This is a genomic window from Aulosira sp. FACHB-615, from assembly GCF_014698045.1.
Taxonomy (GTDB): Bacteria; Cyanobacteriota; Cyanobacteriia; order Cyanobacteriales; family Nostocaceae; genus Nostoc_B.
Map to the genome: position 1 here is coordinate 505,059 of NZ_JACJSE010000004.1, position 18,811 is coordinate 523,869.

At 39.7% G+C, this 18,811-nt stretch carries 20 protein-coding genes; 6 read left to right on the forward strand and 14 right to left on the reverse strand.

Annotation, left to right across the window (positions count from 1 at the left end):
* The first annotated feature begins 17 nt into the window (after positions 1–17).
* Positions 18–830, forward strand: a complete 813-nt coding sequence (locus H6G77_RS09375) for a hypothetical protein (RefSeq protein WP_190871413.1) — start codon at positions 18–20, stop codon at positions 828–830.
* A 41-nt stretch (positions 831–871) separates the two neighbouring features.
* Here H6G77_RS09375 and H6G77_RS09380 read toward each other — a convergent pair whose 3' ends face one another.
* The 4 genes from H6G77_RS09380 to H6G77_RS09395 all read right to left on the reverse strand — a co-directional run bounded on the left by H6G77_RS09380 (position 872) and on the right by H6G77_RS09395 (position 6,228).
* Positions 872–3,406, reverse strand: coding sequence for an N-6 DNA methylase (locus tag H6G77_RS09380; RefSeq protein ID WP_190871414.1), 2,535 nt, complete (start codon positions 3,404–3,406; stop codon positions 872–874).
* A gap of 95 nt (positions 3,407–3,501) precedes the next feature.
* Positions 3,502–4,287, reverse strand: coding sequence for a phosphonate ABC transporter, permease protein PhnE (phnE, locus tag H6G77_RS09385; protein ID WP_190871415.1), 786 nt, complete (start codon positions 4,285–4,287; stop codon positions 3,502–3,504).
* Positions 4,281–5,006 (reverse strand): phosphonate ABC transporter ATP-binding protein, encoded by a 726-nt coding sequence (locus tag H6G77_RS09390; RefSeq protein ID WP_190591232.1) that lies wholly within the window; start codon positions 5,004–5,006, stop codon positions 4,281–4,283. The genes phnE and H6G77_RS09390 overlap by 7 nt, the downstream gene beginning before the upstream one ends.
* Before the next feature lie 235 nt (positions 5,007–5,241).
* Positions 5,242–6,228, reverse strand: a complete 987-nt coding sequence (locus tag H6G77_RS09395; RefSeq protein WP_190871416.1) for a phosphate/phosphite/phosphonate ABC transporter substrate-binding protein — start codon at positions 6,226–6,228, stop codon at positions 5,242–5,244.
* Between the two features lie 414 nt (positions 6,229–6,642).
* On the opposite strand from H6G77_RS09395, the gene H6G77_RS09400 reads away from it, so the two are divergent.
* Complete coding sequence (locus tag H6G77_RS09400; protein ID WP_190871417.1) at positions 6,643–6,918, forward strand: hypothetical protein; 276 nt, start codon at positions 6,643–6,645, stop codon at positions 6,916–6,918.
* A 695-nt stretch (positions 6,919–7,613) separates the two neighbouring features.
* Here H6G77_RS09400 and H6G77_RS09405 read toward each other — a convergent pair.
* The gene (locus H6G77_RS09405; protein WP_190591227.1) at positions 7,614–7,898 is read right to left on the reverse strand and encodes a hypothetical protein; all 285 of its coding nucleotides are present in this window, start codon (positions 7,896–7,898) and stop codon (positions 7,614–7,616) included.
* 291 nt (positions 7,899–8,189) lie between these two features.
* On the opposite strand from H6G77_RS09405, the gene H6G77_RS09410 reads away from it, so the two are divergent.
* The gene (locus H6G77_RS09410; RefSeq protein WP_190871418.1) at positions 8,190–8,414 is read left to right on the forward strand and encodes a type II toxin-antitoxin system MqsA family antitoxin; all 225 of its coding nucleotides are present in this window, start codon (positions 8,190–8,192) and stop codon (positions 8,412–8,414) included.
* Here H6G77_RS09410 and H6G77_RS36580 read toward each other — a convergent pair.
* The 5 genes from H6G77_RS36580 to grxC form a co-directional block, all read right to left on the reverse strand.
* Complete coding sequence (locus H6G77_RS36580; RefSeq protein WP_396020667.1) at positions 8,318–8,692, reverse strand: PIN domain-containing protein; 375 nt, start codon at positions 8,690–8,692, stop codon at positions 8,318–8,320. The two genes, H6G77_RS09410 and H6G77_RS36580, sit on opposite strands and share 97 nt — an antisense overlap.
* Before the next feature lie 148 nt (positions 8,693–8,840).
* Positions 8,841–9,134, reverse strand: coding sequence for a hypothetical protein (locus tag H6G77_RS09420; protein ID WP_190871419.1), 294 nt, complete (start codon positions 9,132–9,134; stop codon positions 8,841–8,843).
* 114 nt (positions 9,135–9,248) lie between these two features.
* Positions 9,249–9,542 (reverse strand): hypothetical protein, encoded by a 294-nt coding sequence (locus H6G77_RS09425; RefSeq protein ID WP_190871420.1) that lies wholly within the window; start codon positions 9,540–9,542, stop codon positions 9,249–9,251.
* Positions 9,543–9,554: 12 nt separating this feature from the next.
* Complete coding sequence (locus H6G77_RS09430) at positions 9,555–10,259, reverse strand: Holliday junction resolvase-like protein (RefSeq protein WP_190871421.1); 705 nt, start codon at positions 10,257–10,259, stop codon at positions 9,555–9,557.
* 147 nt (positions 10,260–10,406) lie between these two features.
* Complete coding sequence (grxC, locus tag H6G77_RS09435) at positions 10,407–10,718, reverse strand: glutaredoxin 3 (protein ID WP_190672080.1); 312 nt, start codon at positions 10,716–10,718, stop codon at positions 10,407–10,409.
* Positions 10,719–11,311: 593 nt separating this feature from the next.
* On the opposite strand from grxC, the gene glpX reads away from it, so the two are divergent.
* Together glpX and H6G77_RS09445 are read left to right on the forward strand one after the other, a co-directional pair.
* Complete coding sequence (gene glpX / locus H6G77_RS09440) at positions 11,312–12,349, forward strand: class II fructose-bisphosphatase (protein ID WP_190591212.1); 1,038 nt, start codon at positions 11,312–11,314, stop codon at positions 12,347–12,349.
* A gap of 109 nt (positions 12,350–12,458) precedes the next feature.
* Positions 12,459–13,745, forward strand: a complete 1,287-nt coding sequence (locus H6G77_RS09445; protein ID WP_190591210.1) for a glutamyl-tRNA reductase — start codon at positions 12,459–12,461, stop codon at positions 13,743–13,745.
* 192 nt (positions 13,746–13,937) lie between these two features.
* Here H6G77_RS09445 and H6G77_RS09450 read toward each other — a convergent pair whose 3' ends face one another.
* Together H6G77_RS09450 and H6G77_RS09455 are read right to left on the reverse strand one after the other, a co-directional pair.
* Entirely contained in the window at positions 13,938–14,585 is a 648-nt protein-coding gene (locus H6G77_RS09450; RefSeq protein WP_190591208.1) for a Uma2 family endonuclease, read from the reverse strand.
* 306 nt (positions 14,586–14,891) lie between these two features.
* A complete protein-coding gene (locus H6G77_RS09455; RefSeq protein ID WP_190871422.1) occupies positions 14,892–15,107 on the reverse strand; it encodes a helix-turn-helix domain-containing protein in 216 nt (71 codons plus the stop codon).
* Between the two features lie 174 nt (positions 15,108–15,281).
* On the opposite strand from H6G77_RS09455, the gene H6G77_RS09460 reads away from it, so the two are divergent.
* Positions 15,282–15,878 carry a metalloregulator ArsR/SmtB family transcription factor gene (locus H6G77_RS09460; RefSeq protein WP_190591204.1) on the forward strand — a complete coding sequence of 199 codons (597 nt, stop codon included), beginning with the start codon at positions 15,282–15,284 and terminating at the stop codon, positions 15,876–15,878.
* A gap of 117 nt (positions 15,879–15,995) precedes the next feature.
* Here H6G77_RS09460 and H6G77_RS09465 read toward each other — a convergent pair whose 3' ends face one another.
* Both H6G77_RS09465 and H6G77_RS09470 read right to left on the reverse strand, forming a co-directional pair.
* A complete protein-coding gene (locus H6G77_RS09465; protein ID WP_190871423.1) occupies positions 15,996–17,594 on the reverse strand; it encodes a 2-succinylbenzoate--CoA ligase in 1,599 nt (532 codons plus the stop codon).
* Positions 17,579–18,799 (reverse strand): o-succinylbenzoate synthase, encoded by a 1,221-nt coding sequence (locus tag H6G77_RS09470; RefSeq protein ID WP_190871424.1) that lies wholly within the window; start codon positions 18,797–18,799, stop codon positions 17,579–17,581. Before H6G77_RS09470 ends, H6G77_RS09465 begins: the two co-directional genes overlap by 16 nt.
* Positions 18,800–18,811 lie beyond the last annotated feature (12 nt).

An 18,811-nucleotide genomic window follows, 5' to 3' on the forward strand; every position in this document is an offset into this window, starting at 1 on the left:
TAACAAGTAGAGGCATCATGGAAGAAAGGGAAGCTGATAATTTAATGAACAAACAAATTTCTCTTTTCAGCACATCACAAGATAAAACTGATGATGAGCTTATAGAAGAAGAAATTGAGTTTATTAATATATCAGCCCGCCAACTGAAACGCTCTTCTATAGAAGTACACTCGGATTTGATTAAGCAATTAGCGCGTCTGGAGTATGAAATCTCTGAAGTCAAAGTACGTATACTTATCACGTTAATCACAAGCTTTTTTAAGAAACATTTACTTTCGGCTAAGTACGAAGACAAAAAGATTCAGGCACTCATTACCAAATTTCGGGATGCTGGACGCAGATCAGCACCTTGGAAACCAACATCAGAACGTGTACCAGGTAGACCACAAGATGGTGCGGATGGAAATCGTCGGTTAAGATGGCTTTTTGAACCTGATCATAAATTTTATGCTAATGAGGTGGACGCAACATTAGTTGAGATCAAGTATTTTTTACAGACACTATCAATGGCTGAAGCACCTACCTTACCCGTTGATTCTATTCAAGAAAGCTTTATTTGGCTTCTTGGTCATCCTATAGAACCTGGAATGTATCTTGACCCTATCCAATTAGTTCCTATCGAATTTTCTCAGCTTATAAATACACCAAAAACTATTCAATCAGGTCACTTAATTCCATTAGATCGTGGCGGAAGACATACACCTGACAACACATTTCTGATGTTAGATCGTAGCAACCAAATCCAAGGTAATCAGACCTTAGAAGAACTGCTTCAATTAATGGAAAGAGTTGTCAGAGGTTATCAGGAAAAGCGCAAAAATAATAAGTAGCTCTTGACTTTTCAAGCCCAAAATTAAGTAATATCAATTTCTTAACATAATAAACTCTCAATTTTTGAACTAGTTTCAGAAATTAAGCTAGATGCTTTTGCTCTCAAAATATCAGCTTGAGCGATTTTTTCACCTATTTTTTCTACCTGATTCAAATCTTTAGGATGGAGAACTGGTATTGAAGCGATATAACTGCAACTAATTTCATCTATGACAGAGCCAAAAACACCATCTCTCAGTAGTCTTTGTCCAATCTGACTTCTAAGATATCCAGACAAATAACCTGGATGTAATTTTTCAGGGTTTGGAATAATTCTAATTATGTGTTCTGAGGCTGCAAAGCCTTCCCAGTCTTCAGGTACGGTAGAAACAATACCAGTAGTACCACTTCGTGTTACCAAAATCCATCCCGATTTTAGTGCAAGTTCTTCATAATGCAAGCTATTTTTTAAAATTCGTTTTTCAGTAACCGGAATAAGTTGAGCAATATTAGAGCCTCCAAGAAAAGGGACAGTATTTTCAAGGCTTTCTGTGTAATCACGCTTAAATCTCCCTGGATAGAATATATCTTTAACTAACTCTCCAAGGGGAGTAATTGTTAAAGATAAATCATGCTGAACAATTGTAACTAACTGCTGCCTCAAATCTATTGATGAAGGACGATAATAAGCAGCGTTAAAACGAATATCTGTATTAGATTTAATTGATTTGGAGGAAATAGTAAATGCTAATTGAGTTACCTTACTTGGGTCTTCTCCTTCAGTAAAAGAGTCAAATGCTTTTGCAATTTCAGGTAAATCAGTATCTATTTGATCAGATGTACCCTCTTTAAACATTGCTCTTCCTCTTCTATCATGTCCAATTTTTTGAGGACATGCCATAAAGATAGGATAATCTGGTTCATCTTCCCAGTTAGGATTAGGATTAGCTCGTTTCTGAACAACCAAAAGAGAGCCTTTAGTTCCTGTATAGGGTTGAAAAGTATCTTCAGGTAAATCAACAACAGCAATTATTTTACAATTCGTCATCAACCATTCTCGAACAAAACCTTCTTTGGGGCCACTTAATATTTGATAAGGGACAACCAAAACCATTTTTCCTATACCGGGAGTTAAAAGGTTTAGATTCCGCTCTATAAATAAAATATCTGGTGCTCTTGGAATGATTTTTTGGGGAGATTGCTTCCAATGATTTTTTTCTTTTTTCCAAGTATGTGCTAAAGCATACTTTTTTAAAGTTTCTGTATCCTTAACTGTAATTTTTGTTCCAAACGGTGGATTTCCCACCATAAATGCTCTAGAGTTTGGGGCTAAACGAGCAGAAAGAGTTTTTTCCCATTGTTCAAATGGTAATAGGCTATCATGTCTCTCAACAAGCTGATTCGGCAATTTGAAAAATTCCGGCGATGTATTTGATATTTGAACAAGGTCTTGGTCAATTTCTACACCAAGAATTAGTTCGCTGACCAACTTGTTTTGCTCTTCTTCTTTTATGACACCATTCTCCTTAGCTCTGTTGATTATTAAAGTTCTTGCTCGATGTAAAAATCCAGAAGTACCACAACTTATATCGGCTAAAGTCTGGTTATCGTCACCTCTATAACCAACTAGTTTTAATGCTAAATCAACTACATAACAATGAGTAAAAAACTGTCCTCCTTCTCTCTTAACTGTATAAGCTCTAAAAGTTTCTAGAGCATCACCTAAAACATCAGTTGGCGTTTTTTGTAGAGATATCCCTTCTAAATGAAAAACAGCATAGTAAAGAGATGGAGGATCTAATTCTAAACTACGTATCTTTTGATCTTCATTCCTTACAGCATCATATTTATTTAGCAATGTATAAAGGCGAGAAGCTACTGATGAGAAAGACTCAGATGATATTGTTTTATGACCATTAAATCCACAAGGTAACTCATCTTGAGCAATATAGAACTCACTGTTTTCACTAGGCTGCTCCTCATCAAATCTCTTCAATAAGAGTAACTTTTGAATTTCAATCCCTAGACGAGAAGGAATTCTAATATTGCTATTACCGTACAAATGATCGTGTAAGTCAGCTAAGATTCGTTTTAAGTTATATGCAGGAGATAAGCTTGATTTTAAGCGGTATCCAAGTTGCTCAGGTTTAGTTAGTTCTATCCAACTGGGTATAAAGGGTGGTAACTCACGATAAGTTCCTTCAGAGTTAAGGGAGAAAACTTTAAGTAATGCTCCGTTAAACCAAATTAAATTTTTTGCTCCTGAATTTTGGCAAGACTTCACCCAGTCATAACTAAAAGTGGCTGACTTTTTGCCAATACTAACAACTAGCAAAGGTTCAGTATGCAATATGGCTTGGGTAGACAAAACAATAATATCGGCGGAAAAATCCTGACCATTCTTACCGAGAAAGCTGGAGTTGAGACATATTTGATTTTTAGAGTAGCCAGAGTCTAGCATTTGCCGAAGTATTTCTTGTTTAGCAACTTCAACAGGAGTCGCTCGTAATGGCAAGTTCGTGACAAGACATTTGAGTGTACTAGAACTGGCTTGACTTTGATTCTTCTTAACTTTATTTGCTTGAATGGCTATCATTCTTCATTTTTTAATCTGCATAAAGCGAATTTTATATTGAGTTAAGCACTTTATGCACGAAATTATATTATTGTCCAATATTTCTTTAAAATGGCTTACATCGAATCTAGATGCTGACGTAATTTACTACTGAAGGTATCAATTACAGTCACAACTACCAACAGCACTAACATCATCGTTGTGGCTTTGTTGTATTCAAAACCATCAATATAACTCTTTAATTGAAAGCCAATTCCACCAGCGCCAACTACACCTAATACTGAAGCGGCGCGGATGTTATATTCAAACATCCATAAGGTGTAGCCTAAACCCAAGGGTAACACTTGGGGTAAAATGCCATACTGCACAATCTGAAATCTTGATGCACCCATGACTTCTAAAGATTCTAAAGATTTGGCGTTGACGGCTTCAATGGCTTGTTGATAAAACTTTGCTAAATAGCCAATGGTGTATATAGCTAAGGCTAAAGTTCCGGCGGGTGCGCCTAAGCCAGTGGCGGCGACGAAAATCAAACCTAAAATGATGGAAGGAACGGAACGTACAGCATTTTGGAGTAAGTTGGCTAACCATTGCAACCAACGAGGCGCAACGTTACTAGCACTCGCTACTGCAATGGGTAAAGATAAAATTGCACCAACGGTAGTTCCCCACAAAGACATCTGCACTGTTTCTATGAGTGCTTTAATTGCTATATCTATAACCGTGGTATCTGGGGGGAATAGGCGAGATACAAAGTCGGTGATGTAAGGCCAGCTAGAGGTTAGCAATTCAAAATCGACTTTGATACCTTGCAAAGCCCATGTATAAACTACAACTGTAATTAATAGGATGAGTAAGGGACTAATCCAAGGATAACGGCGAAGAGTCTTGAGATTTAACATTGGACAAATTGGGCTTGCAGGTTTTCACAAATTCCGTCGTAAACAATGCGTCCAGCATCTAAGACGATCGCACGTTGTCCGTATTTTGCAGCTATACCTAAATCATGCAAAACTGTGACAATCGTCATTCCTTGCTGGTGCAATTCTGATAAAGTTTCCATCACCTGTTGACAGGCAACAACATCTAAACCTGTAATTGGTTCATCAGCTAAGAGTATCTGCGGTGATTGAATTAATGCACGGGCGATCGCAACTCGTTGTTGTTGTCCCCCACTAAGTTGACTGGTTTTTTGATAGGCTTGTTCTTTTAAACCCAACTGTGCAAGTAAATCCATTGCTAAGTTGCGATCGCGTCCTGGAAAACCAAACAATGTCTGCCAAGTTGTCCTCACGCCCAGTCTGCCACACAATACATTATCAATGGCGGATAACTGCCGAATTAACCCACCGCCCTGAAATATCATTCCCACATGACGGCGAATCTGCACCAGTGTGCGGGGTGTCATAGTTACACCATTGATTTTAATTTCTCCCTTGGTGTAAGGAACTAACCCAATCAGCGATCGCAGTAATGTTGATTTACCCGCACCATTCAGTCCCAGTAAAACCACAAACTCGCCCTGTTTTATCTGACAATTAATGCCATTCAAAATAGGACGATTCAAAGATGCGGTGTAGGCTGTTTCTAAGTTATGACATTCAATTACAAAATCATTCATCGATTTTTTTAAGGGGTGTAAGGATGTCAGGGGATGTTCTCGTCTAGCCCCAACGAAGTTTTATTCTTTGGGGCTATATGCAAAAAAATATATGTCTATCTCCCTTGTCTTCCTTGTCTTCCTTGTCCTCCTTCTGGACGTATTTTTCAAAAGCGAGAATGTTGGGTTTCGCTATCGCTTCACCCAACCTACAATTGTCCTTAACTCAGCACTCAGCACTCAGCACCCAGCACTCTTAAGGTGCAATTCCAATGCGAGACAAAGCGGTGCGAACTGGGGACAAGTGACGGTTATGATCAACTCTCACCAATTCGGTGGAATTGTATAAGTTACGTAGGAGTTGGTTATTTTGTGATTGATTTAACTTGAGTAAAGCGTTAATTAATCTTTCTCTGTCTTGGACTGGGACATCATCATCAATGGCGATACCGTGGGCGGGAACACCGGAGATTTTATACAGTACGCGCAACTGACTTCTTTCTTGGGCGGTGATGTACGGAGGGAACAGTGCATACTCAGACACAACCGCTACATCAGCTTGACCACGCACCACAGCTTGTAAGGCTTTGCTGTAATTACCACCATAAGCAACTTGACCGAAGAAACCATCGAGGCGATCGCGGTTGGGGACAAATCCCTGTTTCACCAATTCACTCACCGGGAAAACAAACCCTGAACCAGAAGTTGGGGAAGTAAAGGCGATGCGCTTACCCCGCAATTGTCCCAAAGTTGCTTGAGCCGTATTTCTAGTTTTTAAAGAGCTATTGTTGGGAACAACAAATATTGAATTATAGGTGTATCTTCCAGAGTAATTGTCGCGGACTTCTGCGAGGTACAACTTTGCATTTGCTAACTGTTCCGCTTTCAACGCCGGACGACTGCTCAGAAATGCCACATCAGCGCGATTTGCTCTCAAAGCTTCCACCGCCGCCGTATCATCACCAATTTGGGCTTTCACGGGAATTTTTAACTCGTTCGAGAGAAATCTGGCTACAGCATTGGCTTTATTTTGCAAATCTGTGGAGTCAGAACGACTGGGAAAAATTATCGTTAAATTGTTTAGTCTTCTAGCTTGGGCAAGTAAGTTAGGCGCTTGTTGGTGAGGCATAACATTAGTATTAGCATCACTCGTCCGCATCGCCCCAAAACTGCCAGCCACCAAACCTGTCAGCGCCGCAAAGGCAACACCAGCACTCAACACACCCTTTTTACTCACACTCATTTTTCACTCCCCGTTAGGAACTATTAGCAGTATTTTTGATAAAAAGTTTCAAATACTTCAACAAATGAATCTAAAACTTTTAGGAATAAAAGTCAATATGAACTGTTTGTGACTACATATAAAGATGAATCATCGATATAGCAACCAGCAGGTTTTTAATCCACTTTTCAACAAAAATTCAGCAGTCAGAAAAACAGGGTTTTCTAGGGGCGTTTGATTAGCTAAAGATTTTTTCACTTATGCTTGACAAGTATAAAATTATACTTTAAGATAAAATCATGATAAAAGCGATCGCCCTCCAAACAGAGTTTGCGATCGCTCTTATCTAAACCCTACTACAGAATAAAGGCGATCGTTCTCCGGCCAGAGTTTGCGATCGCCTTTATGTAACCCTACTACGATTACAAATTCATCATGACACAATTACAACAGCCTGCCCAGTCAAAACTAGAACAATATCTGCGTGAAGAAGACTTAAATCAAACCATCCGCAGCCAAGCAACCCAACCACCAGTTTCCCATCGAGAACCAATCAAGCATTTGTTAATGGGTTCTCCCAAAGCCGTCACCAACACCATTCACCGCTTACAGGTAATTGGCTACGCCAGCGTTGGCGACTGGAGTCCACTATTACCAACCGGAAACGCCGATGAAGTCATGAGTATTTTAATCCGGCAAATTTTAACGTAATAGTTAAATACCCGACTTTTTTTGCAAAGTCGGGTATTTGAATCAGTAGAATTTAAACGATAAAATATCAACAATCATCATTCTTCTATTAGCAAAAATTATGAGTAACCTTGCCAGTGAAGGTTTACCAGCCGAGGATAAAAAGTCGATGTTGGCTGCGTAACCCGCCTTGAACTCAAGTTCCAGGCTAATAGCTCAAGTCTACTCAAGTAGACTAATAACAATTCTATGTGAGGCTGCACTTAATCTTTTATCTCTTCTTTCTTTGCGTTCTACCCTTCGGGAAGCCGCTATCGCGTCTATGCGCCCTTTGTGGTTCGTTCTTTAATTCAGTGTATCTTCATACAGAATTGGTATAAGAAATTTTAGGCGTACCGAGTCATCTTCAGATGACTTTTGCTATGAGCAAGGAACTTAAGTTCCTTGCGGGGCAGGGGTTAGACTTTAAGTTCACAACTATAGCGGTTGTTCGCCTTCACAGCAAAAAGTATATTGTTTGTCTTTTTATGTAAACAAAATGCTTTGACAATATCTAGTACAGGTCGGCGTAAATAAACAGACCATAAGAAATTGCGAAAAGGCTTCTAGTATCGTTATTTTTTATTTTTACTTTTGCCCTTCGGGTTCACCATTTGCTTTATGCCGGGAAACCCGTCCACCGCAATGGCTCACCTTTTTACTTTTGCCTTGTTGTACTAGTTTTTGTCTAGTTTTTGTTCCCAAGTTTCCGTATCTTGAGATTCTTGTACAGCAGAAACAATCTGCCCGTTAATATAAGTAACAATAAAAATTAAGTCGCCAATTGCTTCTAGTTCAGAGGCTTCCTTTGGTGTCAAAGAATCAGCTAATTTTTTATCGACAAGTTCTTGCATTCGGTCTTGCAATTCATCTGTCAATTTAAACAGATTCACACTATTGACTTTTTCAATTTGAATCCCTTTTTCTAGCCAAGATGATGGTTTAACTGATGCTGGTATCATGGGTTTATGGCAATGGAATACATCACTATTTTATACTTAAATAGTAAAACTTACTCTGTAATTTAACTTAACTAGCCTAGAAAGATGGTGCATTAAGGCTGATTCTCACTCTTTTCAGTTCCGAAATCCTTGCATAGCCGGAACACACCCTACTGGCGTGGCAAGGCTACAATAGGGCATAAAAATCTTATGATGAAGTTAGCGATACTGGCTATGTAGTTACAGCTTATATCCCTGACTCAAATTTATGGACAGATAACTTTAGAAAACGAAAATAAAGGTATTGAATCTATGCAATGCGTTATATGTAAACACGACAATACTCAGCCTGGACTAGTGACAGTGACTTTAGAGCGAGATAATACCATTGTTATTCTCAAAGGTGTACCAGCACAAGTTTGTAATAATTGTGGTGAATATTATTTAAGTGCTGTTGTCAGCGAAGAAGTTTTACAACGTGCAGAGGAAGCTGTTAATAAAGGTGCGGAGGTGGAAATTTTACGATATGTGGCGTGAGCATTCAGTATATTGACTACTGCTATGATAGCCAATTTTATAGTTAATTCTTGTATTCGCTGCAAATCAGAATCGTGAGAAACTAGAATTAAACCTCGTGCGATCGCAGTAGCAGCAATTAAAATATCTGCATCTTCTAAACGATGACCTCTGCTCTTTAAATCAACTTGAATTTTACAGGCAGTTTCAATAATTTCTAGATCATCTATTAATAAAACTGGATAAAATTCACAAAATTGCTTGAAATCGACTAACTGTCTTGTAGCATTAATAGCCAAAAGACCTCTTTTTATCTCATAGTAAGTTATACAACTAATAAAAATATCTTGTTTGAGTCGCCTTAATTACCGAATTTTACTATCTATAATTTGATTTCTCTTAAGAATATAGGTAACTATATTTGTATCAAGTAAATAAGCCACCTTATTATTTACCTTCTACAACTGCATCAAAAATTGCTATTTGCTCAGGAGTCAATTCATTTAGTGTTCCTGAGACGGCTTCTAAAACAAGAATACTATTAATTCTTTCTGTTAAATCATCATCTTTAATTATCCGCATTTCTTCAGGAGTAAACTTGGCAAAAGTTTCCACCAAAGTTCCTATCATTTCTTTTTTGTTTAATCTTACCAAATATAAACTATTATTTTTAAAAAATTTATCTAATATTCTTGCTATTCGCACAGCCAATTCTTGATGATAATTTGTAACTTCTAACATACTCATTACCTTTAGTATTCTTTATTCAATTAGTTAATGCTTTTCGGGGTTCTGCAATAAGCCAATGTTGCGGTACATCCAGCAATCTGATATTACTTATCTTTTTTATTACAACTATCTTCCATTAACGGCAACATCAAATTTTTCTATTTGCTCTGGTGTCAAATCATTTAATGTTCCTGAAACTGCTTCTAATACTAAAATGCTATCAAGTCTATGTTTTAATTCATCATCAGAAATTGATTTGATGGTTTCTGGAGAAAATTTGTCCAGCAAAGTAATTAAATGCTGCATTATTTCTCTTTTTTGCAACCTTTCTTCATATAAATTATTACCTTGAATTAAATTGTCAACAATTTTTGACATCCGCGCGATCGCTATATCTCTCTCCTGAGCAATCTTATCCATAAAATCCTCCGATTATTTAATTAATCCTAGCTTTTTAAGGCGCGAACGAATCCCCCCAGGTTTCCTTTGAAACTCAACCGCTAAATTATTGATTTTTACCCCTTGTCTGTAGCGTTGTCTTAGTTGTTCATCTTCGTCATTGCTCCAAGGTTTATAAGCGCGTGAATATGTTTTCCGAATTTCCTTAATACTGTAGGTTTTTTGAGATAAATCTTGTTGCAGAGATTGATTTTTGTTTTTCAGATTCTGTTGCTCAGATATTTCTGGTCTAACTACTTCAAAGCGTACTCGTCCTGCGTTGATAGCTTTAGCAATTGCTTGTTGAAACTGAGATAGAGACGCATTACCTGTTTTAATATCTAGAATTACGACTTCTAAATTACTCTCAACACCACCATTATCTTTCAGGTCTGTGTAGCCATTAAACACAATATAATCAACAGGATCACCAATAAACCTAGCATCAGATGGTAAATATTTAAAGTTTGGCAGTACGGGTGCTAATTGTTCGGCTATTTTGCCTTTAATCACGGCGCGACTTCCATCTATGCTTCTATTTTTTGCATCTTTGAGAGCTTGTTGATATTCTTCCTTCAAAATTTGAATTTGAGATTCATATTCTCTAATGGTTTTGCGTTGTTGAGACTTCTGTAAAATGTAATATGTTATTCCACTACCAACAATGATACCAATAAGTAATGAAACTAAAATTTCCATTCTTCAAACCTAATTTTTTACATTCCTCCTTTAAGTAGTACCCAAAAGTTAACCCTAAATAACTACTTCACCCTGAGATTCAAGCAGATTAACTATTGTTATGTTCTAAATGATTAAACAGCCAATATAAAAAGTGCAAGATAGTATTTATACCGTCTGAGTTAATAATGGGTCGAGTTGACCTTTAGTATCTAACTCATAAATGTCATCACAACCACCGATGTGTTGATTATTAATGAAAATTTGCGGGACTGTACGACGACCGTTTGAACGTTCTGCCATTTTGGCTCTAGCGGCTTCGTCACCGTCAATTTTATATTCGGTGAAGTTTACGCCTTTCCACCACAACAGCATTTTGGCACGGATGCAGTAAGGGCAGGTTTGCCAAGTGTATATTTCGACGTTAGCTTTAATTTTTTCGGGATGGCGACCGAGAAGCGGGTTGAGGAAGTCCAACATATAGTGTGAAGTGTTGATGAGTTGAGGGATGAATTTATTGACATCTTATAACGGGGGGGGGTGGAGTTGTTGCACTTCGGCTTCGCTCAGTGACCAACTTCGACCCTTCTCCTGCCGGAGACGCTACGCGAACGACAGGCTCAGGGCGGCGCTGCGCTCAGTTATTGGCCGTGCGGGTTCAATTTTATTTGTCGGGAGTAGGTGATGAGATGAATTGCTGTTGTAGCTAATTTTTTTCGTCAACTTATACGCAGTTTTTGTGACTTGCTCTAGTTATATGCACACACCCGATAAGGATATTTATTATACCGACTGAATGATTGAGAAATCATATTAAAATTGATCAGTTTGTCTTAAAGTCTTGTGCGGTAATCTATTGAGGGATTTCATAAGTTCAGTTAATCTTTCTATATTATCAGTACAAAAGAACTGTATTTTTGCGTTACTGGTATAGATTGATATCAATTAGCAGCAAAAATTAACAATTGTGTGAGTCAATACTATTTTCCATAGGTATCGGCACTTTGGTAGACTTGAAAACTGAAATGGCTAGATGAAATAACGCAATAGAGAGCAGTTGAGAGGGGGACTCTGTGGAAAATACGCTTGGGTTAGAAATTATTGAGGTAGTAGAACAAGCCGCGATCGCATCTGCAAAGTGGATGGGTAAGGGCGAAAAGAATACAGCTGACCAAGTAGCAGTAGAAGCTATGCGGGAGCGCATGAATAAAATCTATATGCGCGGTCGCATCGTGATTGGGGAAGGGGAACGTGATGACGCTCCTATGCTGTATATCGGTGAAGAAGTTGGTATCTGTACCCGTGAAGATGCCAAAGAATTGTGTAATCCAGATGAATTAGTCGAAATTGACATCGCCGTAGACCCCTGCGAAGGTACAAACTTGGTAGCCTACGGACAGCCTGGATCAATGGCTGTGTTGGCAATTTCGGAAAAAGGTGGCTTGTTTGCTGCACCTGACTTCTACATGAAGAAACTCGCAGCACCCCCAGCCGCTAAAGGTAAGGTAGACATCAACAAGTCAGCCACCGAAAACCTCAAAATTCTCTCCGAGTGTCTAGATCGCTCAATTGATGAACTCGTAGTAGTCGTCATGAAGCGCGAACGCCACAACGACTTGATTAAAGAAATCCGCGATGCTGGCGCTAGAGTCCAACTCATTTCTGATGGTGACGTAGGCGCTGCAATATCTTGTGGTTTTGCGGGAACTAATATTCATGCACTCATGGGTATTGGTGCTGCACCTGAAGGTGTGATTTCTGCGGCGGCTATGCGAGCTATGGGTGGACATTTCCAAGGCCAATTGATCTACGATCCAGCAGTAGTCAAAACAGGTCTAATTGGAGAAAGCAAAGAAGCTAACATTGAGCGTTTGAAGTCTATGAACATCACTGACCCCGATAAGGTCTACGATGCTCATGAGCTTGCATCTGGTGAAAATGTTCTATTTGCTGCTTGCGGTATTACCTCTGGTAACTTGATGAACGGTGTTCGGTTCTTCCACGGTGGTGCAAGAACTCAAAGCTTGGTCATTTCTAGCCAGTCTAAGACAGCTAGATTCGTCGATACAATCCACATGTTCGACCAGCCTAAGACTCTGCAATTGCACTAAAGACTCAGGGAGTAGGGAGTAGGGAGTAGGAAGTAGAAAAAACCTACTCCCCACTCACCACTCACAACTCCCCAATTGTTAATAACCCATTATTAATTGTTGATAAGAAATGAATATTGCAGTGGTGGGGTTAAGCCATAAAACAGCCCCAGTCGAAGTTAGAGAAAAGCTGAGTATTCCAGAACCACAAACTGAAAGTGCGATCGCTAATTTAACTAGTTATCCCCACATTGACGAAGTAGCCATACTCAGCACTTGCAACCGTCTGGAAATTTACATTGTCGCCAGCGAAACTGACCAAGGTGTGCGCGAAGTTACTCAATTTCTTTCAGAACACAGCAAATTACCTGTAACTTCTTTAAGACAACACTTGTTTGTATTGCTGCACGAAGATGCTGTGATGCACATTATGCGCGTCGCCGCAGGTTTAGATAGTTTAGTCCTCGGCGAAGGTCAAATTCTGGCTCAGGTGAAGAATACTCATAAACTGGGGCAGCAATACAACGGTATAAAAACAATTTTGAATCGGTTATTTAAACAAGCAATTACAGCTGGTAAGCGAGTCCGCACCGAAACCAGTATTGGTACTGGTGCAGTCTCTATTAGTTCGGCGGCTGTGGAATTGGCACAAATCAAAGTAGATAATTTGGCAGCTTGTCGCGTGGCAATTCTCGGTGCTGGCAAAATGTCGCGGTTGTTGGTACAGCATTTAGTTTCTAAAGGTGCGACACAAATTAGTATTGTGAATCGTTCCCGCGATCGCGCCGCAGAATTAGCACAGCAATTCTCAGAACACCCCATCCGCACCCATCTGCTTGGGGAAATGATGACTGTAATTGCCGAAAGTGATTTAGTATTTACAAGTACATCGGCAACCGAGCCAATACTTGACCGTGCCAAGTTAGAAGTAGTCTTAGAACCTGGCCGTCCTTTAATGTTATTTGATATTTCTGTGCCGCGTAACGTTCACTCAGATGTAAATGAATTGGCGCATGTCCAAGCGTTTAACGTCGATGATTTAAAAGCCGTCGTTGCACAGAACTACGAAAGCCGCCGCAAAATGGCTCAAGAAGCCGAAAAACTTTTAGATGAAGAAGTCGAAGCTTTTGATGTGTGGTGGCGCAGTTTAGAAACTGTAACTACTATTAGCTGTCTGCGAAATAAAATCGAAACCATCCGTGAGCAAGAATTGGAAAAAGCTTTATCGCGGTTAGGTTCGGAATTTGGTGACAAACATCAAGAGGTCATTGAGGCTTTAACACGAGGCATCGTTAACAAAATTTTACATGATCCAATGGTGCAATTACGAGCGCAGCAGGATGTAGAGGCCAGAAGGCGCTGTATGCAAACCTTACAAATGTTGTTTAACTTGGATGTTGAACAGCAGTTTGGTTAATAAATTGAGGGTGTAGGGGTTTAGGGGCTACCGTGTACACACAAGTCATTAAATTACTACCAACCTTTGAATTACCCCACCCTAACCCTCCCCTTTCCAAGGGGAGGGAACTACTAGATTTTACTGTTTCCCCCCTTTCCAAGGGGGGATTAAGGGGGGTAATTCGACTTGTGTAATATTTATACCGAAGTGTCATCCATTTGCGATCGCCACTTCAAACTCTTCTAATGCTTGCAGATTCCCAACTTGCCAAGCACGTTCTACAAAAGTAGGAATGACTTGCTTGATTGGGATATCTTCAAACAAAGGACTGTAATCAGAAACTAAATAAATTCCATCACGCAATAGATAAATTTTTAGTGTGCCGTTATCATAAACCCAAAGTTCCGGCACGCCAACGGCTGCATAAGCATCAAGTTTAGTTTTAGAAGTAACATCCGATTGAATTGCTAAATCCGGTGGTGGGTCGTCTGGTTCCAAGCGACGACGACCAATCATGCGCTGATAATTTTGGATGTAAAAGCAAGCGTCGGGTTCAACGCCGGCGACACCTTCCCTTTTAAAAGTAGTCGAACCAAAAGGTTGATATCTCAGACCTTTTACCTTTAGCAATATTTTGACAATATCTGAAAGCAGGTCTCTGGGTATTTCATGTTCAGGTAAAGGAACCATAATTTCTAAAGTACCCTGGCTGTAAGCTACTCTGGAACGCCGCTTGTGTCCCAATTCCGCCAAAATCGCTTCAAACTCTGACCAACTGACATCAGGTATCGTCACTGTACTACCAGGAGCCAATTGCAATTGACTAACAGGTTTTGCAACGCGAATAACAGTAGTCATAATTTCAACAAGGGAAATATTATATTACTTTATCAATAAACTTGGGTGATGGTTTTGGTGAAGCGATCGCCAAGTCTAGCTGACAAAACATCAACTAAAAATTTACCCAGACAAATATCTGTGTTTGATTAAAATACAGTTTCCGACAAAAACATTGCCTATCTACACAAATTTGTCTTTGCTATCTTGAATTGGTTTCTCTTACGCTAAACTAGAACTCTATGTCAATTAATCATTGACATTGTTTAGGCGATCGCTACCAATCTCGGTTAAATTTTAATTTCTAATCAGTACTATTTCAATTACTTATAAGAGAGGTCTGATCCTCGCTTGATAATCCATTAAGGCTCCTTGACTAATCACAGTCCTGCCATTTCTGGTGGTTGAGGGAATTTGCCCTTTTTGCAGAGCTACATACAAAGTACTCTGGTCTGCGCCTAAAAATCTAGCTGCTTGTACAAGAGATGTACCTTGTTTAATTGTCCGGTTTCTGATTTTTCTAACTAACGAATGTTTCAGCATAGCGAAATGTGAAGAACAACTTAAGAAAATTCATTTTTTCTCTAAACAAATCGCAAAATTGACATTAATAAAAAAATTAACCAATAGGAGATTCTTACTGCATCTTAGGAGGGCAGTATAACTAATTCGATTTCTTTCTAATTAGATCGGGATCGAATTGATTATAACAAAATTATGGGAAAAGAACAGTTTCAGACCCTGCTACAGTTTTTTAAAGTGTTAGCTGACGAAAGTCGATTGAAGATAGTAGGTATTTTGGCAAATCAAGAGTGTAGTGTGGAAGAATTGGCTGTACTCATGCAACTCAAAGAACCAACCGTATCTCACCATTTAGCGAAACTTAAAGAAGTAAATTTAGTGACTATGCGCCCTGATGGTAACAGCCGTTTGTATCAGCTAGATAGTGAAGCCTTAGAAAATATCAGTAAGGAAATTTTTACGCCAGGAAGGATAGCATCTTTAATTGAAAATATAGATACTGAAGCTTGGGAAAACAAAGTTCTACACAGTTATTTAGACAGTAATTCCAACAGTTCAGATGGATTTCAGCGCCTTAAGGAAATTCCTGTAAGTCGTAAAAAACGTTTAGTCATTCTTAAATGGCTTTCTCAGAAGTTTGAGCCAGGAGTTGAATATACTGAACCGATGGTGAACGAAATTCTCAGTCGTTATCATCCTGATTACATGACATTGCGACGTGATTTAATTAGCCACAAATTAATTCAACGAGAAGACGAGATTTATTCACGTAATCTCCAAGATGGAAAATAATACAAGGCTGACGCAAAATACCTGTCAAACTCTCATTTCTCTGCTACTCAAGAACAGTAGGTTGGGTGGAGCAATAGCGAAACCCAACAAAGTCTTGAGAATGGTGCAAGATATGGGTTAATTGTGCAGAAATTCTGCGGCTATTTGTTGTAGTGCTTGACGGTTAACTTTACCTTGGGCGTTACGGGGTAAATCGTCTAGACAAATCCAATGTTTAGGAATTTTGAATTTACTGAGTTGATTTTTTAGTAAAGTTGTGATTTCTAAATGAGAAATATGAGCATTTTGAGGAATATATATAGCTGTTAAAGCTTGTCCCCAATGTTTATCAGGTACACCAATTACGCAAACATCAACAACTAATTGAGTTGCGCGGATAGCTGCTTCAATTTCGGACGGGTAAACGTTTTCGCCGCCTGTAATGATTTTATCGCTGTTGCGTCCGATTATATTCAGATAACCTTGATTATCTAAAAAACCTAAATCATCTACTTGTAAATAATCTTGATTTTCCCAATGATGAGGATAATAACCAAGGGCTAAAGATTTTGCTTGAATGGTAATATTCCCAATTTGATTAGGTGGTAAAACTTCGCCTTGGGAATTGTGAATTGTTACCTGGGCATGAGGTAAAATTTGTCCACTGTTAATTTTACCCTGAAGAAAATCATCAGGTTTGAGGGTAGCAATTTGCGAAGCGGTTTCTGTCATGCCATAGGTTGGTGCTAATCTAATATTATGAAATCGGGCTTTATCGAATAATTCTTGCCAAGCTGGTGCGCCGCCTAACATAATAGTTTGGAATTGGGCTAACCATTGGGTTAATTCTGGATTTTGTAAAAGGCGTTGTAGTTGAGTTGGTACTAAGGAAAGGAAAAAATCTGCTGGTTGAATTGTAGGTATTTGTCCAGTTTCTAAATTTTTGAATGGCAGAATAGTGAGTTTACCGCCAGTTGTAAAAGAACGGATGAATTGCATTAACCCACTGACATGATAAAGGGGTAATACACAAACAGAATTTACTTGTGTTAACTGAAAATATTCTGTAAATCCTTGCACAGATGCGGTGAGGGTTTGCCAAGTGTGGATGGCGAATTTGATGTTACCTGATGAACCGCCTGTGGGAATCATGATTTGGGGGGAGTTGGGAGTGGGGAGTTGGGAGTGGGGAGTGGTGGTTCGGCTACTTCGGTTGCGCTCAGTACAAGTTCGCTCACCAACCGGGAGTGGGGAATTGGAAGTGGGAAGTGCTGAGTGCTGTACACTGAGCGAAGTCGAAGTGTACGTATTGGTTCGGCTACTTCGGCTGTGTTCAGTACAAGTTCGCTCACCAACCGGGAGTGGGGAGTTTACTTCGGCTACTTCGGCTGCGCTCAGTACAAGTTCGCTCAGTAACCGGGAATGGGAATTAAAATTGATTCCTAAGATAATATCTGGTTGGACTAATTCAAATACTTTTTGCCATTCTTGGGTTCCCCAGTCGGGGTTACAGAGAAATACAGGACAATTGGCTGCACAAGCGGCGAGAAAGCTGGCTAGAAATTTGACTGGTTCGCGTTCAGCTAAGATAATTTTTGGTGGCGTGTGGCGTTGTTTTAATATTTCTGTGAGTTCTAAATATAGTTTTTTAGCTATTGCTGAAAATTGATGGCTGTTGTCAGTAATTAACCAATCAGATGGAGGTAAATTTTGCAGATAAGTTAAAGGTTGTTCCATAAATTTTCAGGATTTGTTGCTGCTGCTTGGGCAAAAAAATGATCAACACCAAAACCAACGGCTCTGTTTTTGCGAGATAATTCGGCTGCTAGTTTAAGTGCAGCTTGTCTACCAATGACAGTCTCAAATACAGAGGAAAATACAGCATCAATTTTATGTTGTTGGCAAAACTGACGCAGCTTTGATGGTGAACCAATAATTCCGGGTTTAAGGACAAAAATTCCTCGCCAGCCTTGTTGATAACAACTGAGGAGTTGTTGGAGTGTGGCGACAGATTCATCTAATGCGATCGCAGTTCGGTAAAATTTACTTAACTCCAACATCCCCGCTAAGTCTTTCACAGGTAGGGGTTGTTCTAAAAATTCAATTTCTGCGGTAACTTCACCCTGAATTTTGTCACAAGTCTCTAGCCATAACTCGGCTTCTTCATAGCTGAGTCCACCGTTAGCATCGAGGCGCAGTTTAGCTGAGGCGGGTAAGCTACGACATAGGTTATCAAAAATTGCGAGTTCTGTGGCGATCGCATCAACACCAATTTTCCATTTAAATGTACGATATCCTTCTTCCCACAGCTTTTGCCATTGTTGTAAAGCCACCTCACCCGCAGCAAGTAACCCACTACACCAGAATTTCTCACGTATGGGTAGCGGGTGTGGGGAGAGAGGGGAGTGTGGGGAGTGTGGGGAGTGTGGGGGGAAAGATTTCTTCACCATCCTCCCACCCTTCCCACTCCCTACTCCCTCAAACGCTGACTCAAACCCAAATTGACAAGCGGGTAAATCATCAGGAATTGCAAAAATAGTTTCAGATGTAATTTCTTTGGGTAGTTGGCGACAAAAATCTAAAGCTTGTTCTAAAGTTTCCGAAGCAAACCAACTAATAGGCGCAATTTCTCCCCAGCCAACATTCCCCGCTTCATCAACCAGACGCAGAATAATTCCCTCGCGCATCTCCCAAACACCATGATGAGTAGTAAGCGGACGCGCAAATTTACGCTGGTAAGGACGAAATGTGAAAAGTGCTGAGTGCTGAGTGCTGAGTGCTGAGTTGGGAGTGCTGAGTTGGGAGTGCTGAGTGCTGAGTGCTGAGTTGGGAGTGCTGAGTTGGGAGTGCTGAGTACTGAGTGCTGAGTGCTGAGTGCTGAGTGATTTACACTGAGCGAAGTCGAAGTGTGAATGTTGAGGTACAAATTTATCTGCGTTCATCTGCGTTCATCT

Coding starts and splice junctions, on each gene's coding strand:
- H6G77_RS09375 (WP_190871413.1), top strand. CDS start 18: ATGGAAGAAAGGGAAGCTGATAATTTAATGAACAAACAAATTTCTCTT.
- H6G77_RS09380 (WP_190871414.1), bottom strand. CDS start 3,406: ATGATAGCCATTCAAGCAAATAAAGTTAAGAAGAATCAAAGTCAAGCC.
- phnE (WP_190871415.1), bottom strand. CDS start 4,287: ATGTTAAATCTCAAGACTCTTCGCCGTTATCCTTGGATTAGTCCCTTA.
- H6G77_RS09390 (WP_190591232.1), bottom strand. CDS start 5,006: ATGAATGATTTTGTAATTGAATGTCATAACTTAGAAACAGCCTACACC.
- H6G77_RS09395 (WP_190871416.1), bottom strand. CDS start 6,228: ATGAGTGTGAGTAAAAAGGGTGTGTTGAGTGCTGGTGTTGCCTTTGCG.
- H6G77_RS09400 (WP_190871417.1), top strand. CDS start 6,643: ATGACACAATTACAACAGCCTGCCCAGTCAAAACTAGAACAATATCTG.
- H6G77_RS09405 (WP_190591227.1), bottom strand. CDS start 7,898: ATGATACCAGCATCAGTTAAACCATCATCTTGGCTAGAAAAAGGGATT.
- H6G77_RS09410 (WP_190871418.1), top strand. CDS start 8,190: ATGCAATGCGTTATATGTAAACACGACAATACTCAGCCTGGACTAGTG.
- H6G77_RS09420 (WP_190871419.1), bottom strand. CDS start 9,134: ATGTTAGAAGTTACAAATTATCATCAAGAATTGGCTGTGCGAATAGCA.
- H6G77_RS09425 (WP_190871420.1), bottom strand. CDS start 9,542: ATGGATAAGATTGCTCAGGAGAGAGATATAGCGATCGCGCGGATGTCA.
- H6G77_RS09430 (WP_190871421.1), bottom strand. CDS start 10,259: ATGGAAATTTTAGTTTCATTACTTATTGGTATCATTGTTGGTAGTGGA.
- grxC (WP_190672080.1), bottom strand. CDS start 10,718: ATGTTGGACTTCCTCAACCCGCTTCTCGGTCGCCATCCCGAAAAAATT.
- H6G77_RS09445 (WP_190591210.1), top strand. CDS start 12,459: ATGAATATTGCAGTGGTGGGGTTAAGCCATAAAACAGCCCCAGTCGAA.
- H6G77_RS09450 (WP_190591208.1), bottom strand. CDS start 14,585: ATGACTACTGTTATTCGCGTTGCAAAACCTGTTAGTCAATTGCAATTG.
- H6G77_RS09455 (WP_190871422.1), bottom strand. CDS start 15,107: ATGCTGAAACATTCGTTAGTTAGAAAAATCAGAAACCGGACAATTAAA.
- H6G77_RS09460 (WP_190591204.1), top strand. CDS start 15,282: ATGGGAAAAGAACAGTTTCAGACCCTGCTACAGTTTTTTAAAGTGTTA.
- H6G77_RS09465 (WP_190871423.1), bottom strand. CDS start 17,594: ATGGAACAACCTTTAACTTATCTGCAAAATTTACCTCCATCTGATTGG.
- H6G77_RS09470 (WP_190871424.1), bottom strand. CDS start 18,799: ATGAACGCAGATAAATTTGTACCTCAACATTCACACTTCGACTTCGCT.